The organism is Streptomyces sp. NBC_00523 (assembly GCF_036346615.1).
Classification (GTDB): Bacteria; Actinomycetota; Actinomycetes; order Streptomycetales; family Streptomycetaceae; genus Streptomyces.
In genome coordinates this window covers 3,229,087-3,246,776 of the sequence record NZ_CP107836.1, presented here as the reverse complement: position 1 = coordinate 3,246,776, position 17,690 = coordinate 3,229,087, and the positions used below count along the sequence as shown (strand labels likewise).

At 66.8% G+C, this 17,690-nt stretch carries 13 protein-coding genes and 3 rRNA genes; 13 read left to right on the top strand and 3 right to left on the bottom strand.

The features are described from left to right. Nucleotides 1-56 precede the first annotated feature (56 nt). The gene (proC, locus tag OHS17_RS14615) at nucleotides 57-866 is read left to right on the top strand and encodes a pyrroline-5-carboxylate reductase (RefSeq protein ID WP_330312540.1); all 810 of its coding nucleotides are present in this window, start codon (nucleotides 57-59) and stop codon (nucleotides 864-866) included. Between the two features lies 1 nt (nucleotide 867). On the opposite strand, the gene OHS17_RS14610 is transcribed toward proC, so the two are convergent. Continuing rightward, nucleotides 868-1,452 (bottom strand): cysteine hydrolase family protein, encoded by a 585-nt coding sequence (locus OHS17_RS14610; protein ID WP_330312539.1) that lies wholly within the window; start codon nucleotides 1,450-1,452, stop codon nucleotides 868-870. Between the two features lie 74 nt (nucleotides 1,453-1,526). Between OHS17_RS14610 and OHS17_RS14605 the strand changes: the two genes are divergently transcribed. The 12 genes from OHS17_RS14605 to OHS17_RS14550 all read left to right on the top strand — a co-directional run bounded on the left by OHS17_RS14605 (nucleotide 1,527) and on the right by OHS17_RS14550 (nucleotide 15,219). Then, nucleotides 1,527-2,549, top strand: a complete 1,023-nt coding sequence (locus OHS17_RS14605) for a GlxA family transcriptional regulator (RefSeq protein ID WP_330312538.1) — start codon at nucleotides 1,527-1,529, stop codon at nucleotides 2,547-2,549. Between the two features lie 641 nt (nucleotides 2,550-3,190). Then, nucleotides 3,191-4,716 (top strand): 16S ribosomal RNA (locus OHS17_RS14600). 301 nt (nucleotides 4,717-5,017) lie between these two features. After that, nucleotides 5,018-8,143, top strand: a 23S ribosomal RNA gene (locus tag OHS17_RS14595). 77 nt (nucleotides 8,144-8,220) lie between these two features. Further along, nucleotides 8,221-8,337: ribosomal RNA gene (gene rrf / locus OHS17_RS14590) — 5S ribosomal RNA — on the top strand. Together the 16S, 23S and 5S rRNA genes form the textbook arrangement of a ribosomal RNA operon. A 71-nt stretch (nucleotides 8,338-8,408) precedes the next feature. Next, nucleotides 8,409-9,053, top strand: coding sequence for an HAD family hydrolase (locus tag OHS17_RS14585; protein WP_018104380.1), 645 nt, complete (start codon nucleotides 8,409-8,411; stop codon nucleotides 9,051-9,053). Between the two features lie 42 nt (nucleotides 9,054-9,095). Continuing rightward, nucleotides 9,096-10,295, top strand: a complete 1,200-nt coding sequence (locus OHS17_RS14580; RefSeq protein WP_330312537.1) for an MFS transporter — start codon at nucleotides 9,096-9,098, stop codon at nucleotides 10,293-10,295. Beyond that, nucleotides 10,264-11,436 carry an acetoin utilization protein AcuC gene (locus OHS17_RS14575; RefSeq protein ID WP_026171686.1) on the top strand — a complete coding sequence of 391 codons (1,173 nt, stop codon included), beginning with the start codon at nucleotides 10,264-10,266 and terminating at the stop codon, nucleotides 11,434-11,436. The genes OHS17_RS14580 and OHS17_RS14575 overlap by 32 nt, the downstream gene beginning before the upstream one ends. 151 nt (nucleotides 11,437-11,587) lie before the next feature. Next, nucleotides 11,588-12,403 carry a phosphatase gene (locus OHS17_RS14570; protein ID WP_330312536.1) on the top strand — a complete coding sequence of 272 codons (816 nt, stop codon included), beginning with the start codon at nucleotides 11,588-11,590 and terminating at the stop codon, nucleotides 12,401-12,403. A gap of 127 nt (nucleotides 12,404-12,530) precedes the next feature. Beyond that, nucleotides 12,531-12,743 (top strand): helix-turn-helix domain-containing protein, encoded by a 213-nt coding sequence (locus tag OHS17_RS14565; RefSeq protein WP_018104376.1) that lies wholly within the window; start codon nucleotides 12,531-12,533, stop codon nucleotides 12,741-12,743. Between the two features lie 109 nt (nucleotides 12,744-12,852). Further along, nucleotides 12,853-12,951: a 30S ribosomal protein bS22 gene (locus tag OHS17_RS14560; RefSeq protein ID WP_003948845.1), complete on the top strand. Its 99-nt coding sequence runs from the start codon at nucleotides 12,853-12,855 to the stop codon at nucleotides 12,949-12,951. Nucleotides 12,952-13,086: 135 nt separating this feature from the next. Beyond that, nucleotides 13,087-14,178: an NAD-dependent epimerase/dehydratase family protein gene (locus OHS17_RS14555; RefSeq protein ID WP_330312535.1), complete on the top strand. Its 1,092-nt coding sequence runs from the start codon at nucleotides 13,087-13,089 to the stop codon at nucleotides 14,176-14,178. Nucleotides 14,179-14,193: 15 nt separating this feature from the next. Beyond that, on the top strand, nucleotides 14,194-15,219 hold the full coding sequence (locus tag OHS17_RS14550) for a lysophospholipid acyltransferase family protein (RefSeq protein WP_330312534.1): 1,026 nt from the start codon (nucleotides 14,194-14,196) through the stop codon (nucleotides 15,217-15,219). A 36-nt stretch (nucleotides 15,220-15,255) separates the two neighbouring features. Here OHS17_RS14550 and OHS17_RS14545 read toward each other — a convergent pair whose 3' ends face one another. Continuing rightward, complete coding sequence (locus OHS17_RS14545; RefSeq protein WP_330312533.1) at nucleotides 15,256-16,455, bottom strand: DUF5667 domain-containing protein; 1,200 nt, start codon at nucleotides 16,453-16,455, stop codon at nucleotides 15,256-15,258. Nucleotides 16,456-16,680: 225 nt separating this feature from the next. Further along, nucleotides 16,681-17,460 carry an ECF subfamily RNA polymerase sigma factor, BldN family gene (locus tag OHS17_RS14540; RefSeq protein ID WP_026171685.1) on the bottom strand — a complete coding sequence of 260 codons (780 nt, stop codon included), beginning with the start codon at nucleotides 17,458-17,460 and terminating at the stop codon, nucleotides 16,681-16,683. Nucleotides 17,461-17,690 lie beyond the last annotated feature (230 nt).

Sequence of the window (17,690 nt, the reverse complement as noted above, 5' to 3'; positions counted from 1 at the left end):
GCGCCGACGAGCACGGAGCACCGCGCATATCGAGCACCGCCCGGAGGGTGAACGGCATGACCCAGACAGTTGCAGTCCTCGGTACCGGCAAGATCGGCGAGGCCCTGCTCAGCGGGATGATCCGGGCCGGCTGGCGCCCGTCGAACCTGCTGGTCACCACCCGTCGCTCGGACCGGGCCGCCGAACTGCGCGACCGCTACGGCGTGGACGCGGTCACCAACGCGGAGGCCGCCAAGCGAGCCGACATCCTCATCCTCGCGGTGAAGCCCCAGGACATGGGCCGCCTCCTGGACGAGCTGGCCCCGCACCTCACCGCGGACCGCCTGGTCATCAGCGCGGCGGCCGGCATCACGACCGCGTTCATCGAGGACCGCCTCACCGCCGGCACCCCGGTCGTCCGCGTCATGCCGAACACCCCCGTCCTGGTGGACGAGGGCATGTCCGTCATCTCGGGGGGCAGCCACGCCACGGGGGACCACCTCGCCTCGACGGACGCGATCTTCAAGGGCGTCGGCAAGACCCTGCGCGTCCCGGAGTCCCAGCAGGACGCGGCCACCGCCCTGTCCGGCTCGGGCCCGGCGTACTTCTACTTCCTGGTCGAGGCGATGACGGACGCCGGCATCCTGCTCGGCCTGCCGCGCGCCCAGGCCCACGACCTCATCGTCCAGGCCGCGATCGGCGCGGCCGTGATGCTCCGGGACAGCGGTGAGCACCCGGTCAAGCTCCGCGAGGCCGTCACCAGCCCGGCCGGCACGACCATCAGCGCCATCCGCGAGCTGGAGAACCACGGCGTACGCGCGGCCCTCATCGCCGCACTCGAAGCGGCCCGCGACCGCAGCCGCGCACTGGCCTCCGGCAACGGCTGACTCAGCCCGCCGCGGCGATCACCTCGGCGCTCCGCACCACCTTCGCGAAGCCACCGCCGTGCAACGACACGGCGGTGGCCCGCGCCAGCTCGTCCGCCGTCAGCGCCGAGCCCCATGGCCCGGCCAGGTCGAAGGTGTGCGTCGCGTCGAGCGGCACGAACACCTCGTACCCCAGATTCCCCGCCATCCGCGCCGTCGTCTCGACGCACATATTGGTCTGGATGCCGGCGACCACGATCTGCCGCACCCCCGCCGCGTCCAGCCAGGCCCGCAGATCCGGCGTTCCGTAGAACGCCGAGTTCACGCTCTTCGTCACCAGCACCTCCGCCCCGGAGCCCCGCCCCCGCCGCTCCTCCACGTACGGCTTGAGACCGTTGCCCGCGTTTCCGGGCCGCAAGGGCGAATCCGGCTTGTCCGAGTCGTGCCGTACGAAGACGACCGGCCGCCCGCTCTCCTGCCAGGTGTCGATCAGCCCGGCGATGTTCCCGTCGGCCTCCGGATTGTTCCGAGGGCCCCAGAACGCCTCGTCCTCGAAGCCCACCTGCACGTCCACCACGACCAGCGCCGCGTTCTCTGCGATCTCCATGACCACGATCCTGCCGCCCGCGCGCCCCTCGTCCCAGAGGTCGCAAAGCCATCGATCGATGCTTTACTGCCACCATGGCCGCATCCGGACAGCCCCGCACCGACCCCTTCCGCGTCGCCCTCGTCGCGTTCCCCGGCATCCGGGCCTTCGACGTCTCGGTCATCACGGAGGTCTGGGGTGTGGACCGTACGGACCGGGGCGTCCCGCCCTTCGTCCTGCGCCGCACGGCGGCGATCGATGCCCCGATTCCGCTGCGCGGCGGACTCACTCTGACCCCCGACCGCACACTGAGCTGGCTGGCCCGCGCCGATCTCCTCGTGGTCCCGGGCCTTGACGACCAGGTGACGCCGGCCCCGGAGCCGGTCCTTGAAGCGCTGCGCCGGGCCCATGACCGGGGGACCCCGGTCGCTGCCCTCTGCGGCGGGGCCTTCACGCTCGCGCAGGCCGGGCTCCTGGACGGCCGCCGTGCCGTCACCCACTGGAACCTCACCCGACACCTGCGCACCCGTCACCCCGGGGTGACCGTCGTCCCGGACGCGCTGTTCGTCCACGACGGCAACCTCTGGACGTCGGCGGGCACCGCGGCCGGCATCGACTTGTGCCTGCATCTCGTGCGTACGAGCCAGGGCGCGGAGGCCGCGGCGACGATCGCCCGTTCGATGGTGACCGCGCCCTTCCGTACCGGCACCCAGGCGCAGTTCATCGAGCACCCCACCCCGCAGACCGACCGCGACGCCGACACCCTCGCCGCCGTACGCGCCCACGCCCTGGCCCGTCTGGACCAGCCGCACACCGTCGCGGAGCTGGCCGCGCTGGCCGGCATGTCCCCGCGCTCCTTCGCCCGCCACTTCCAGGCGACGACCGGCACGACCCCGGTGCGCTGGCTGATCACCCAGCGCGTCGCCGCAGCTCAGAAGCTGCTGGAGCGCACGGACCTGGCCCTGCCCGAGATCGCCCGGCGCACGGGCTTCGGCAGCGAGGTCACCATGCGCCAGCACTTCGCGACCCACCTCGCCACCAGCCCGCGCGACTACCGCCTCGCCTTCCGCCGCAGTGCGCCGAGGCCGGAGGTTGACACGGCCTCCCGACATCCGTAGTGTGCTCCGAGTTGTCCGACGTGAGCGCCGACCCCGGTCGGTCCCCGGACAACCATTCCGCAAGAAACACAACGAGCGCGCGACAGCTGTCGCATGTCTCGGCGTGCGCTTATGCGAAATGAGGAATCCGCGTTCGAAAGAGCGCGACCCCGATTGGCGTCGGGGCCCAGGATTCCGCTAATGTCTCACTCGTCGGAACGGCCCAACGGCCGGGAAGACAAGCCCCGCTGACTGGGAATCAGGCCCGAAAGGATCTGATAGAGTCGGACTCGCCGGAAAGGGAAACGCGAAAGCGAAGAACTGGAAAGCGGAAATCGCTTGACCCGCTTCGACCGGGAATCGGACACGAAAGAGTCTGATAGAGTCGGAAACGCAAGACCGAAGGGAAGCGCCCGGAGGAAAGCCCGCAGGGGTGAGTACAAAGGAAGCGTCCGTTCCTTGAGAACTCAACAGCGTGCCAAAAGTCAACGCCAGATATGTTGATACCCCGGCCTGCTTCGGCAGGTTGGTGGTTCCTTTGAAAGTCCTGCCGAGTCATTGACTGGGTAGGCAAAACACAGCGAGGACGCAGTGGACGACGGGTCATATTCCGACCCTGTTCGTTCCGCTCTCGTGATGTGTCTCCCGATTACGGGAAAACATTCACGGAGAGTTTGATCCTGGCTCAGGACGAACGCTGGCGGCGTGCTTAACACATGCAAGTCGAACGATGAAGCCCTTCGGGGTGGATTAGTGGCGAACGGGTGAGTAACACGTGGGCAATCTGCCCTTCACTCTGGGACAAGCCCTGGAAACGGGGTCTAATACCGGATAATACTTTCTCCCTCCTGGGAGAAGGTTGAAAGCTCCGGCGGTGAAGGATGAGCCCGCGGCCTATCAGCTAGTTGGTGGGGTAATGGCCTACCAAGGCGACGACGGGTAGCCGGCCTGAGAGGGCGACCGGCCACACTGGGACTGAGACACGGCCCAGACTCCTACGGGAGGCAGCAGTGGGGAATATTGCACAATGGGCGAAAGCCTGATGCAGCGACGCCGCGTGAGGGATGACGGCCTTCGGGTTGTAAACCTCTTTCAGCAGGGAAGAAGCGAAAGTGACGGTACCTGCAGAAGAAGCGCCGGCTAACTACGTGCCAGCAGCCGCGGTAATACGTAGGGCGCAAGCGTTGTCCGGAATTATTGGGCGTAAAGAGCTCGTAGGCGGCTTGTCACGTCGGTTGTGAAAGCCCGGGGCTTAACCCCGGGTCTGCAGTCGATACGGGCAGGCTAGAGTGTGGTAGGGGAGATCGGAATTCCTGGTGTAGCGGTGAAATGCGCAGATATCAGGAGGAACACCGGTGGCGAAGGCGGATCTCTGGGCCATTACTGACGCTGAGGAGCGAAAGCGTGGGGAGCGAACAGGATTAGATACCCTGGTAGTCCACGCCGTAAACGTTGGGAACTAGGTGTTGGCGACATTCCACGTCGTCGGTGCCGCAGCTAACGCATTAAGTTCCCCGCCTGGGGAGTACGGCCGCAAGGCTAAAACTCAAAGGAATTGACGGGGGCCCGCACAAGCAGCGGAGCATGTGGCTTAATTCGACGCAACGCGAAGAACCTTACCAAGGCTTGACATACACCGGAAAGCATCAGAGATGGTGCCCCCCTTGTGGTCGGTGTACAGGTGGTGCATGGCTGTCGTCAGCTCGTGTCGTGAGATGTTGGGTTAAGTCCCGCAACGAGCGCAACCCTTGTTCTGTGTTGCCAGCATGCCCTTCGGGGTGATGGGGACTCACAGGAGACTGCCGGGGTCAACTCGGAGGAAGGTGGGGACGACGTCAAGTCATCATGCCCCTTATGTCTTGGGCTGCACACGTGCTACAATGGCCGGTACAATGAGCTGCGATGCCGCGAGGCGGAGCGAATCTCAAAAAGCCGGTCTCAGTTCGGATTGGGGTCTGCAACTCGACCCCATGAAGTCGGAGTTGCTAGTAATCGCAGATCAGCATTGCTGCGGTGAATACGTTCCCGGGCCTTGTACACACCGCCCGTCACGTCACGAAAGTCGGTAACACCCGAAGCCGGTGGCCCAACCCCTTGTGGGAGGGAGCTGTCGAAGGTGGGACTGGCGATTGGGACGAAGTCGTAACAAGGTAGCCGTACCGGAAGGTGCGGCTGGATCACCTCCTTTCTAAGGAGCACTTCTTACCAAGCCTTGCTTGGTCAGAGGCCAGAACACCGGCGAATGTCCGGTGCTGGTAGCTCATGGGTGGAACGTTGACTACTCGGCACGGCACATGGGTTTTCACTAGTACTGCTTCGGCGTGGAACGTGAAAGCGAATGGGTCGGGTCGGGCACGCTGTTGGGTATCTGAAGGTACGGCCGTGATGGTCGTCCTTCGGTTGCCGGCCCCAGTGAACTCGCCCGTGAGGGTGGGGTGGTGGGTGGCTGGTCGTTGTTTGAGAACTGCACAGTGGACGCGAGCATCTGTGGCCAAGTTTTTAAGGGCGCACGGTGGATGCCTTGGCACCAGGAACCGATGAAGGACGTGGGAGGCCACGATAGGCCCCGGGGAGCTGTCAACCGAGCTTTGATCCGGGGGTGTCCGAATGGGGAAACCCGGCAGTCGTCATGGGCTGTCACCCGCTGCTGAACACATAGGCAGTGTGGAGGGAACGAGGGGAAGTGAAACATCTCAGTACCCTCAGGAAGAGAAAACAACCGTGATTCCGGGAGTAGTGGCGAGCGAAACTGGATGAGGCCAAACCGTATGCGTGTGATACCCGGCAGGGGTTGCGCATGCGGGGTTGTGGGATCTCTCTTTCATAGTCTGCCGGCTGTGAGACGAGTCAGAAACCGTTGGTGTAGGCGAAGGACATGCGAAAGGTCCGGCGTAGAGGGTAAGACCCCCGTAGCTGAAACATCAACGGCTCGTTTGAGAGACACCCAAGTAGCACGGGGCCCGAGAAATCCCGTGTGAATCTGGCGGGACCACCCGTTAAGCCTAAATATTCCCTGGTGACCGATAGCGGATAGTACCGTGAGGGAATGGTGAAAAGTACCGCGGGAGCGGAGTGAAATAGTACCTGAAACCGTGTGCCTACAAGCCGTGGGAGCGTCGCGCATCGAGCTTGCTCGGTGCGTCGTGACTGCGTGCCTTTTGAAGAATGAGCCTGCGAGTTAGCGGTGTGTAGCGAGGTTAACCCGTGTGGGGAAGCCGTAGCGAAAGCGAGTCCGAATAGGGCGTTTGAGTTGCACGCTCTAGACCCGAAGCGGAGTGATCTAGCCATGGGCAGGTTGAAGCGGAGGTAAGACTTCGTGGAGGACCGAACCCACCAGGGTTGAAAACCTGGGGGATGACCTGTGGTTAGGGGTGAAAGGCCAATCAAACTCCGTGATAGCTGGTTCTCCCCGAAATGCATTTAGGTGCAGCGTCGTGTGTTTCTTGCCGGAGGTAGAGCACTGGATAGGCGATGGGCCCTACCGGGTTACTGACCTTAGCCAAACTCCGAATGCCGGTAAGTGAGAGCGCGGCAGTGAGACTGTGGGGGATAAGCTCCATGGTCGAGAGGGAAACAGCCCAGAGCATCGACTAAGGCCCCTAAGCGTACGCTAAGTGGGAAAGGATGTGGAGTCGCAGAGACAACCAGGAGGTTGGCTTAGAAGCAGCCACCCTTGAAAGAGTGCGTAATAGCTCACTGGTCAAGTGATTCCGCGCCGACAATGTAGCGGGGCTCAAGCGTACCGCCGAAGTCGTGTCATTCCAGCATAAAGGGCCAACGCCTGCTGGGATGGGTAGGGGAGCGTCGTGTGCCGGGTGAAGCAGCCGCGGAAGCGAGTTGTGGACGGTTCACGAGTGAGAATGCAGGCATGAGTAGCGATACACACGTGAGAAACGTGTGCGCCGATTGACTAAGGGTTCCTGGGTCAAGCTGATCTGCCCAGGGTAAGTCGGGACCTAAGGCGAGGCCGACAGGCGTAGTCGATGGACAACCGGTTGATATTCCGGTACCCGCTTTGAAACGCCCAGTACTGAATCAGGCGATGCTAAGTCCGTGAAGCCGGCCCGATCTCTTCGGAGTTGAGGGTAGTGGTGGAGCCGACGAACCAGACTTGTAGTAGGTAAGCGATGGGGTGACGCAGGAAGGTAGTCCAGCCCGGGCGGTGGTTGTCCCGGGGTAAGGGTGTAGGACGCACGGTAGGCAAATCCGTCGTGCATATAAGTCTGAGACCTGATGCCGAGCCGATTGTGGTGAAGTGGATGATCCTATGCTGTCGAGAAAAGCCTCTAGCGAGTTTCATGGCGGCCCGTACCCTAAACCGACTCAGGTGGTCAGGTAGAGAATACCGAGGCGTTCGGGTGAACTATGGTTAAGGAACTCGGCAAAATGCCCCCGTAACTTCGGGAGAAGGGGGGCCATCACTGGTGATCCGATTTACTCGGTGAGCTGGGGGTGGCCGCAGAGACCAGCGAGAAGCGACTGTTTACTAAAAACACAGGTCCGTGCGAAGCCGTAAGGCGATGTATACGGACTGACGCCTGCCCGGTGCTGGAACGTTAAGGGGACCGGTTAGCTGCTCTTCGGGGTGGCGAAGCTGAGAACTTAAGCGCCAGTAAACGGCGGTGGTAACTATAACCATCCTAAGGTAGCGAAATTCCTTGTCGGGTAAGTTCCGACCTGCACGAATGGCGTAACGACTTCTCGACTGTCTCAACCATAGGCCCGGTGAAATTGCACTACGAGTAAAGATGCTCGTTTCGCGCAGCAGGACGGAAAGACCCCGGGACCTTTACTATAGTTTGATATTGGTGTTCGGTTCGGCTTGTGTAGGATAGGTGGGAGACTTTGAAGCGGCCACGCCAGTGGTTGTGGAGTCGTCGTTGAAATACCACTCTGGTCGTGCTGGATGTCTAACCTGGGTCCGTGATCCGGATCAGGGACAGTGTCTGATGGGTAGTTTAACTGGGGCGGTTGCCTCCTAAAGAGTAACGGAGGCGCCCAAAGGTTCCCTCAGCCTGGTTGGCAATCAGGTGTTGAGTGTAAGTGCACAAGGGAGCTTGACTGTGAGACCGACGGGTCGAGCAGGGACGAAAGTCGGGACTAGTGATCCGGCAGTGGCTTGTGGAAGCGCTGTCGCTCAACGGATAAAAGGTACCCCGGGGATAACAGGCTGATCTTCCCCAAGAGTCCATATCGACGGGATGGTTTGGCACCTCGATGTCGGCTCGTCGCATCCTGGGGCTGGAGTCGGTCCCAAGGGTTGGGCTGTTCGCCCATTAAAGCGGTACGCGAGCTGGGTTTAGAACGTCGTGAGACAGTTCGGTCCCTATCCGCTGTGCGCGTAGGAATATTGAGAAGGGCTGTCCCTAGTACGAGAGGACCGGGACGGACGAACCTCTGGTGTGCCAGTTGTTCTGCCAAGGGCATGGCTGGTTGGCTACGTTCGGAAAGGATAACCGCTGAAAGCATCTAAGCGGGAAGCCTGCTTCGAGATGAGTATTCCCACCCTCTTGAAGGGTTAAGGCTCCCAGTAGACGACTGGGTTGATAGGCCAGATGTGGAAGCCCGGTAACGGGTGGAGCTGACTGGTACTAATAGGCCGAGGGCTTGTCCTCAGTTGCTCGCGTCCACTGTGTTAGTTCTGAAATAACGAACAGCCGTGTTGTTGCCCGGTGTTCAAATTTCATAGTGTTTCGGTGGTCATTGCGTTAGGGAAACGCCCGGTTACATTCCGAACCCGGAAGCTAAGCCTTTCAGCGCCGATGGTACTGCAGGGGGGACCCTGTGGGAGAGTAGGACGCCGCCGAACTCCTTTTAGGAAGAGCCCCGTGCCCTTGTGGCACGGGGCTTTTTCGCGTTCTGACCCTCTAAAGTCGTGCCATGCGCTACGAACTTGTCATCTTCGACAACGACGGTGTGCTCGTGGACAGCGAGCCGATCTCCAACACCATCCTGGCCGGCTACCTCACGGAGCTGGGCCACCCCACCTCGTACGAGGAATCCCTGCGGGACTACATGGGGTCCGCCGTGCACCGCGTCCACGACCTCGTCCAGGAGCGGACCGGGACCAAGCTCCCCGAGGACTTCGACGTCACCCTCCACTCGCGGATCTTCGCCGCGTTCGAGGAGGAGTTGGAGCCCGTCCCCGGCGTGGACGACCTGCTGGGCAAGCTGGTCGCCGACGGCGTCCCGTACTGCGTCGCCTCCTCCAGCAGCCACCAGCGCATCCGGGTCAGCCACCGGAAGACCGGGCTCGACCAGTGGTTCGAGGAGGAATGGATCTTCAGCGCCGAGGACGTCGGCCGGGGCAAGCCGGCGCCCGACCTCTTCCTTCTCGCCGCCGAGCGCATGGGCGTCGCGCCCGAGCGGTGCGTGGTCATCGAGGACAGCCCGCTCGGGGTCGAGGCGGCCCGGGCGGCCGGCATGGATGTCTACGGGTTCACCTCGATGATGCCCGCGGACCGGCTGACCGGTGTGACCGGGTATTTCTCCGACATGAGCCAGCTGCCGGAATTGCTTGCCTGACGCGTCTACCCACGGGTAGAAACTGGCTCTACGCTCGCCGCCATGACAGATGCACGGTTGTGGCACGGCAGGGCGTCCCTCGCGTTGAGCTTCTTCGTGCAGGGGGCCACCTTCGCCCTGCTGGTGACGCGGATCCCCGCGATCCAGGACCGGTACGGGATATCCGACGGCCTGCTGCCCGTGTTCCTCGCCGCCGTCCCGATCCTGGCCGGGGTGGGCAGTGTGCTCACCGAGAAGGTGGTCGCCCGGGTACGGCCCCGAGTGGTCCTCCGGTGGACGCAGCCCGTCGTCCTCCTCGCGCTCCTCGGCGTCGGCGCCGGCAGCGAGCTCTGGCAGGCCGCCCTCGCGCTCGGGGTGTTCGGCCTCGCCGTCGGCGCGCTGGACGCGTCCATGAACATGATGGGCGTCAGCCTCCAGCGGGCGTACGGGCGCTCCATCATGCTCGGGTTCCACGCCGCGTACAGCCTCGGCGGGATCGCGGGGGCCTCAATGGCCTGGGCCGGGGCGCACTGGGACCTGTCGTTGCTGGTCTCGTACCTTCCGGCAGTCGTGGTGCTGCTGCCCGCGGCGTTCATCGGGAGCCGGTGGTACGTGGAGGGCGGCGAGGAGACACCGGAGAAGGGGGCGGCCGGTGCGGCCGGGGCGGTCTCCTTCCGGCTGCTGCTTCCCCTGTGCCTGGTCATGGCGTTCGCGTACATCGGGGACTCGACGGTCTCCAACTGGAGCGCGAAGTACCTCCAGGACGTCCTGGGCAGTTCGGAGCAGCTGTCCACCGTCCCGTACAACGTCTACATGGTGACGACGCTGCTGGGGCGGGCCGTCGGGGACCTCGGGGTGCGGCGGTTCGGGGCGGTGGCCGTGGTGCGGGGCGGGACCGTGCTCGCGGCCGGCGGGTTCGGCGTGGTGGCCCTGGCCGGCGGGGCATGGACCGGGATGCTCGGGTTCACCCTGCTGGGGCTCGGGCTGTGCGTGATCGTGCCGCAGACCTTCGCGGCGGCCGGGCGGATGTTCCCCGGGGCGAGCGACACCGCGATCGCCCGGCTGAACATCTTCAACTACGTGGGCTTCCTCGTCGGCTCCCCGCTCGTCGGGGCGCTCGGGGACGCCTGGAGCTACCGGGGCGCCATGCTCGTCCCGATGGTGCTGGTGCTGGCCACGCTCCTGTACGCCAAGTCGTTCGGCGCGGAACCCGCCCGATACGGTGGCGGGCATGAGCGGCCGCGCACAGCTGATGTGGGATGACGCAGTAACGGGCTACGACTTCGGGGAGAGCCACCCGATGGACCCCGTCAGGCTCGCCCTGACGATGGGCCTGGTGCGGGCGTTCGGCCTGGACCGGGCGGTCGACGTCGTGGCGGCAAAGGCGGCCGGGGACTCCACGCTGCGGCTCGTGCACCGCCCCGACTACGTGGCGGCGGTGAAGGCCGCGTCGGCCGATCCCCGCTCGGCCGACCAGAAGTACGGCATCGGGACCATCGACGACCCCGCGTTCGCCGGGATGCACGAGGTGTCCGCGCTGATCGCCGGGCAGTCCGTGGCCGCCGCCGAGGCGGTCTGGCGCGGCGAGACCCGGCACGCGGTGAACTTCACCGGCGGGCTGCACCACGCGATGCCCGGCGGCGCGGCCGGGTTCTGCGTCTACAACGACCCGGCGCTCGCCATCGCCCGGCTCCTGGAGCTGGGCGCCGAGCGCGTCGCGTACGTCGACGTCGACGTGCACCACGGCGACGGCGTGCAGGCGGCCTTCTGGGAGGACCCCCGCGTCCTGACGATCTCCCTGCACGAGCACCCCCGCACCCTGTTCCCGCAGACCGGCTGGCCGGAGGAGACCGGGGCCGGGCCCGGCGAGGGCGGGGCGGTGAACGTGGCGCTGCCCGCCGGGACCGGGGACGCGGGGTGGCTGCGGGCGTTCCACGCGGTGGTGCCCGAGCTGCTGGCGGACTTCCGGCCGCAGGTGCTGGTGACCCAGCACGGGGCGGACACGCACTTCGAGGACCCCCTGGCGCACCTGGCGGTGTCGCTGGACGCGCAGCGCTCGGTGATGGCCGCGTGCCACGACCTGGCGCACACGTACGCCGACGACGGGCGCTGGGTGGCGCTCGGCGGCGGGGGGTACGCGGTGGTGGACGTGGTGCCCCGGTCCTGGACGCACCTGGTGGGCATCGCCGCGCACGCCCCGGTGGACCCGGAGTCGGTGATCCCGTCGTCGTGGCGGGACGAGGTGTACGCGCGGACGCGGCAGTTGGGCCCGGCGCGGATGACGGACGGGCGGACGCCGTCGTGGTCGGCCTGGGAGGACGGGTACGACCCGGCGGACCGGCTGGACCAGGCGGTGCTCGCGACGCGGCGGGCGGCGTTCCCGCTGCGGGGACTGCTGACCTGAGCCCGGCAAGAAGGGCCTGAGTGGGCCCGGAGGACCTGATCCGGGCACGGGATGCTCGCGGGGTTACGGGGTTGAGTACGGTTTACGCCGACTGTGGGGCGTAATCGGGCTTTTGGCCCCGGGGCGGGCCGGTTCGGGCAGCATCGGTGGGGTGTTGAGCACCGGAGCGCTGCGTGCGCATCTGCTGGCGGCCCGGCTGGCCGGGCCCGTGGCCACCTCGCGTGAGGTGAGCCTGCGGAGTTATCGGCTGTTCGCGGCCAGGGACCCCCGGGTGACCCTCGGCCTCCACCCCGAACGGGGCTGGGGCGAGCGCGAGTTGCTGGAGCTGATGGCGGACAGGTGCGGGGTCTCGGACGATCCCGCGCATGTGTCCGGGCCCGATGTCATCGATCCGGAGCGGACGGTGGCGGGGCTGGACGCGTTCGCCGTGCGGCTGGCGGAGGCGGCGGCCCGGCGGGTGCCGGTGCTCTTCGGGACCGGGCATCCGCATCGGCTGATCGGTTTCTATGCGGCGCTGGCAGACGCTTTGTCGTCGGCTGGTTGCCCCGTTCTCACCCCGGCGCAGGGGAGATGTATCGACATAACGACTCGGTTTGGCGTACGTACCTACCACCTCGACTACGTACAAGGCGTCGCGCTGGTGCGTGAACCCGGCGCGGGGGTGGCCGGTGGTGGCACCGGCGCACACTCCCATTCGCCGCTGCCCGTACGGGTCGCGCTGGAGGCCGCCGCGGCCGGGCGCGGGCCCGTTCCGGAGTTGGTCGTCGGGGACCACGGATGGGTCTGCGGGGCAGGTCAGCTGGGTATCGAGGCGATCGGGCTGGCCGATACGGACGATCCCGCGCTGTTCGTCGGGGAGGCCGAGGGGCGGGTGGCGGTGGCGGTTCCGCTGGACGACGCGGTGCGGTCCGCGTACTACCTGCCGCTCACGCGCTATGTACTCAATCGCGCCTGTCTGTCACAGTAGCGGCCGATCGTCTCTCCTCTTCCCCACTCGCACCACCCGCCCCTAACCTGGGGAGTGAGCGCACAACGACGAAGAGTCACCGGAGGGGAAGCCGGTGCGCGTCTCGTGCGGAAGGTACAGGTGAGTCATGGCTGCTGACAGCGAGAGTCCTCTGAGCGAGGTCAAGTTTCTGACCGTGGCGGAAGTCGCCTCGGTCATGAGGGTGTCGAAGATGACCGTGTACCGCCTGGTGCACAGCGGTCATCTGCCGGCGATCCGGGTGGGCAGGTCCTTCCGGGTGCCGGAGCAAGCGGTTCACGAGTATCTGCGCGAGTCCTTCGTGGGGGTGGCATCGGCCTGACATTCGCCTCGATTACGTCCCTCACGCGGTGGCGGGTAGGCTAGGCCGACGTAGGTCGTGTGGGCCCAGACGCCCCGCACCAGTGAAGAAGAAGTGAGCGAGGGTAGTCGTGGGCTCTGTTATCAAGAAGCGGCGTAAGCGGATGGCCAAGAAGAAGCACCGCAAGCTGCTCAAGCGCACGCGCGTTCAGCGTCGCAACAAGAAGTAAGCGAACGCAGTTCGTGAATCCGCAGCCCTCCCGCCGTTCCGGCGGGAGGGCTGCGGTGCTGTGTGCGGGGGTGTCCACCGGTTACGGTGACGTCCTGACCGACCGAATACGGGAGACCGACGGAAGGCGCTGATCTTGGGGAAGGTCGTGCTCGTCACGGGAGCGGCCCGGCAGCTGGGCGGCCGTTTCGTCCGGCGCGTCCAGCGTGATCCGGACGTGGAGCGGGTGATCGCCCTCGACGCGGTCGAGCCGGAACACGAGCTGGGCGACGCCGTCTTCGTACGGGCGGACATCCGGGGGCCGGCCGTCGCCCGAGTCCTCGCCGACCACGACGTGGACACCGTCGTGCACCTGGACGTCAGCGGATTCGCGCTCGGGTCCCAGGGGCGTACGGCGGTCAAGGAGACCAACGTCATCGGGACCATGCAGCTGCTCGGCGCCTGCCAGAAGGCCCCGGCGGTGCAGCGGCTCGTGGTGAAGTCCAGCACCGGTGTGTACGGCTCGGCGCCCCGCGATCCGGCGGTGTTCCACGAGAACACCCCGCCCAAGTCGCTGCCCGGCGGCGGCTTCGCGAAGGACGCGGCCGAGGTCGAGGGGTACGTACGGGGCTTCGCCCGGCGCCGGCCGGACGTGGCCGTGTGCGTGCTGCGGTTCGCCAACATCCTGGGGCCCGACGCGGACTCGCCGCTCGCCGACTACCTGTCGCTGCCGGTGCTGCCGACCGTCTTCGGGTACGACCCCCGGCTCCAGTTCGTCCACGAGGACGATGTGCTGGACGTCCTGTCCATCGCGGCGAGCGAGCCCCGGCGCGGGACGCTGAACAGCGGCACGTTCAACATCGCGGGCGACGGGGTGCTGCTGCTCTCCCAGTGCGCGCGGCGGCTGGGGCGGCCGACGGTGCCGATGCTGCTGCCCGCGGTCACCTGGGTCGGGCAGGCGCTGCGGACGGTCGGCATGACGGACTTCTCGCCGGAGCAGATCCGGCTGCTCACCCATGGCAGGGTGGTTTCCACGGTCCAGATGCGGGAGACGCTGGGCTTCGCGCCGAAGTACACGACGGGGGAGACGTTCGCGGCCTTCGCGCGCAGCCGGGCACCGGGCCTGCTGCCGCCCCGCACGGTGGGCAGAGCCGTGGACCGCGTGGCCGAGGCCGTGTCCCGGATCGCCGGGCCGGGCGGCTCGGGCGGCCCCGGAGGCGACACCCACCCGACCCCGAGCGCCAGGTAGAGGAGCGCAGCGACGATGGCGGATGCCAAGGTCATTCCGTTCGACGACGACCGTTCGCGGTCGGGGGGCGTGCCGCGCGCCGCTCGGCGGCGGTCTCCGGCACGCGGCACGGGGTCGGTGAGCGCCCTGCCGGGCCCCTCCGGCTCCCCGGACGCCCCGCAGGACCCGGAGGGGCCGCGCGAGGGCGCCGCGTCCGACCGTGGCGCCTGGGACCGCCGGATCGCGGGCGGGCTCGCCTTCCTGCGGCGGCGGGTCACCGGTGAGTACGACGTCGACGAGTTCGGCTACGACGAGGAGCTGACCGACCAGGTCCTGATGTCGCTGCTGCGGCCGGTGTACGAGAAGTACTTCCGGGTCGAGGCGAAGGGCGTCGAGAACATCCCGGCCGAGGGCGGGGCGCTCATCGTGTCCAACCACTCCGGGACGCTGCCGCTCGACGGGCTGATGCTCCAGGTCGCGGTGCACGACCACCACCCGGCGGACCGGCATCTGCGGCTGCTCGCGGCGGACCTGGTCTTCATGCTGCCCGTGGTCAACGAGCTGGCCCGGAAGGCCGGGCACACGCTGGCGTGCGCGGAGGACGCGGAACGGCTGCTACGGCAGGGCGAGGTCGTCGGCGTGATGCCGGAGGGCTTCAAGGGGATCGGGAAGCCGTTCGGCGAGCGGTACAAGCTCCAGCGCTTCGGACGGGGCGGCTTCGTGTCGACGGCGCTGCGGGCCGGGGTGCCGATCGTGCCGTGCTCGATCGTGGGCGCGGAGGAGATCTACCCGATGATCGGAAACGCGAAGACGCTGGCGCGGCTGCTGGGTTTCCCGTACTTCCCGATCACGCCGACGTTCCCGTGGCTGGGGCCGCTGGGGGCGGTGCCGCTGCCGACGAAGTGGACGATCCAGTTCGGTGAGCCGATCCCGACGGACGGCTATCCGCTGGAGGCGGCGGAGGACCCGATGCTGATGTTCAACCTGACGGATCAGGTGCGGGAGCAGATCCAGCACACGCTGTACAAGCTGCTGGTGCAGCGGCGGTCGGTCTTCTTCTGACGGCCGCCGCCGCACCGTTCCGCACGGGCCTGAGGTTCAGCCCTTCTCGTTCTCCGCGTCGATGCCGAGACCGCCGATGAGGCCCGGCAGCAGCGGCGGGATGGTGATGTCCGGCGACGGCGGCGTCGAGCTCGGCGCCTCCTTCGACGGGCTGGTCGCGTCCGGGGACGGCGGGTCGAAGAGCCCGTCCGTGCCCCCGCCGATCAGGCCGCCGGCCGGGCTGGAGCCGGCGTCCGAGGGGCGCGGCGAGGTGCTGGAGCCCGTATCGCCGTCCTCGTGGCGGGTGGAGGACGAGGGCGACGGGGTGCGCGCGTCGGTGGACGGGTCCGCGACGTTGCCCGTGGAGTCGGAGCGGCGGGACTCGGGGCCCTTCTCCGGGGCGCGCGGGAACAGCGACTGGAGCGGCGCGACCTCTTCGTCTATGGCGTCGAAGACCGAACTGACCTGGTTGCCCACGTCGGTCAGCTGGACGGGGAGGCGGTCGCGGAGGCTGCTCCAGGTGTCGCGGTGGGAGCGGGAGAAGGAGTCCAGGGTCTGGATCGGACCGAGGGCGCCGTCCCGTTCGTACGCGGCGTGGAGGAGGCGGTGGCCCTCGGTGGCGTCGTGCGACATGCCGTTGAGCGTGCGCCTGATCTCGGAGAGCTGCTCGTGGTCGAGGTCGCCCGCGCGGGCGCGCTCCATGAGGCGGCGGGCCTCGCCGAGGCGCGTGGACGCCTGGTCGAGGTAGATCTCGCCGCGGTCGGTGTCGTCGCGGGTGAGGCCGAGGTGGAGGTCCTCCATGCCGCGCTTCAGGCCGTAGAGCGAGTCACCGGGGAGGGCGTCGGAGCTGGCGGCGGCCACCCCGCCGAAGGCGCCTGCGGCCACCCCGACGGTGAGTCCGCCGGCGGCAAGACCCTTGGTCCAGCGGGATCTGGGGCGCAGTTTGCGGAGCGGGGACGCGCGGTGGCTGCCCCTGCTCCGTTGCGAGGGCACCGTAGGGTCCGCGGACGCGCCTCCCTCGGCGAACATGGCTTCCATGGCGGCGACGAGCTGGGCTCGCTGCACCACTTTGACCTCGGGGTCCAACTGCGGCTTCGGCAGCTCTCCGAGGCCGTTCGCCAGGGCCAACAGCGGTCCTCGGTCGGCCTGTTCGGCCGGGTCCTCGGGCTGTACGGCCGCCGCACCGCGGAGCGACTGCTCCTCCAGGGCCTGGGCGAAGGCGTTCGCCCGCCGGTGTGCCGAGACGTTTGCGATCACTGGCGGCACCTCCTCTCGTCATGACGGTCGACTCCCCTGGGGATCCGGAAGGTTGCACACCTTGAGCGCTTCCACACGAACGAGTGAGCGTCTGCGGACATGGTGTGACGACAGGGGGCCTGCAACCGGCACAACGAGTGGCTCGGCACTTGGGTTACGCACGAAAGATGATCGGACCAGTGCGTGATGCACGCAACGCCGGGAACGGCCCGGCGGGGGGAGCCGTCAGCGGGCATCGTCCGGGAGGAGCCGGGCGAGGGTGCGGACGGCACGGTACTGGAGGGTCTTGATCGCGCCCTCGTTCTTGCCCATGACACGGGCGGTCTCGGCGACCGAGAGCCCTTGCAGGAAGCGCAGGGTCACGCACTCCTGCTGCTGGGGGTTGAGGCGGCGCACGGCCTGGAGGAGCGCCTCGTTGGAGAGGGATTCCAGGACGGAGTCCTCGGGGCTGCGGGCGACCTCGTTGGCGTCGAGCATTTCGCCCGTGGTCACTTCCAGCCGGAAACGACTGGATTTGAAGTGGTCGGCGACCAGGTTGCGCGCGATCGTGACCAGCCAGGCGCCGAAGTCGCGGCCCTGCCAGGTGAAGGTGGAGATGCGGCGCAGGGCGCGCAGGAAGGTCTCGCTGGTGAGGTCCTCCGCCGTCGCCTTGCTGCCCACGCGGTAGTAGATGTACCGGTAGACGGTGTCGCTGTACTGGTCGTAGAGGCGTCCGAAGGCGTCGGCCTCACCGGCCTGGGCGCGCTCGACGAGCTCCATCATGCGCGCGCTGTCGCTGTCGGCGGCAGGCCGCCGCACCGGGGCGGCGGTGGTCGCCGCCGCGCGGGTGCCGCGTCTTCCCACCGCCGCGGCGCGTTCGGCCAGGGCGTAGCAGGGGCCGGCAGGTACAGGGGCGGCGAATGCGGGTACGGCGTACGCGGTGGGGACGAAGCCGCGCATGCGTTCGGCTACTGATGCGCGCAGCGTAGCCAGGCCCGAGGCGTCAACCCCGACGTGTGGGTACACGGGACTCCCAGAGGCAGAGCTTCCATCACGAGCAGTGCGAAACCATCACTCGTCGTAGTGAGTGGCGGGTCCGGAATGCGTCTGAGGAGAATAACGCTTCGTACAGGCCGCACTACGCCCAGTTGCACAAATCACCGGTTGCGTCGCTTCCGTGCCAACTTTTCGACGCAACAAGTCACAGATCGTGATCACTTGTTGATCGAATCGCTTCGGAATCTGTCTGCGGGGGC

Excerpts from the sequence above, each read along its gene's own strand:
- OHS17_RS14550 (WP_330312534.1), top strand. The coding sequence starts at position 14,194 with ATGGCGGATGCCAAGGTCATTCCGTTCGACGACGACCGTTCGCGGTCG.
- OHS17_RS14575 (WP_026171686.1), top strand. The coding sequence starts at position 10,264 with ATGAGCGGCCGCGCACAGCTGATGTGGGATGACGCAGTAACGGGCTAC.
- OHS17_RS14580 (WP_330312537.1), top strand. The coding sequence starts at position 9,096 with ATGACAGATGCACGGTTGTGGCACGGCAGGGCGTCCCTCGCGTTGAGC.
- OHS17_RS14565 (WP_018104376.1), top strand. The coding sequence starts at position 12,531 with ATGGCTGCTGACAGCGAGAGTCCTCTGAGCGAGGTCAAGTTTCTGACC.
- OHS17_RS14610 (WP_330312539.1), bottom strand. The coding sequence starts at position 1,452 with ATGGAGATCGCAGAGAACGCGGCGCTGGTCGTGGTGGACGTGCAGGTG.
- OHS17_RS14605 (WP_330312538.1), top strand. The coding sequence starts at position 1,527 with ATGGCCGCATCCGGACAGCCCCGCACCGACCCCTTCCGCGTCGCCCTC.
- OHS17_RS14585 (WP_018104380.1), top strand. The coding sequence starts at position 8,409 with ATGCGCTACGAACTTGTCATCTTCGACAACGACGGTGTGCTCGTGGAC.
- proC (WP_330312540.1), top strand. The coding sequence starts at position 57 with ATGACCCAGACAGTTGCAGTCCTCGGTACCGGCAAGATCGGCGAGGCC.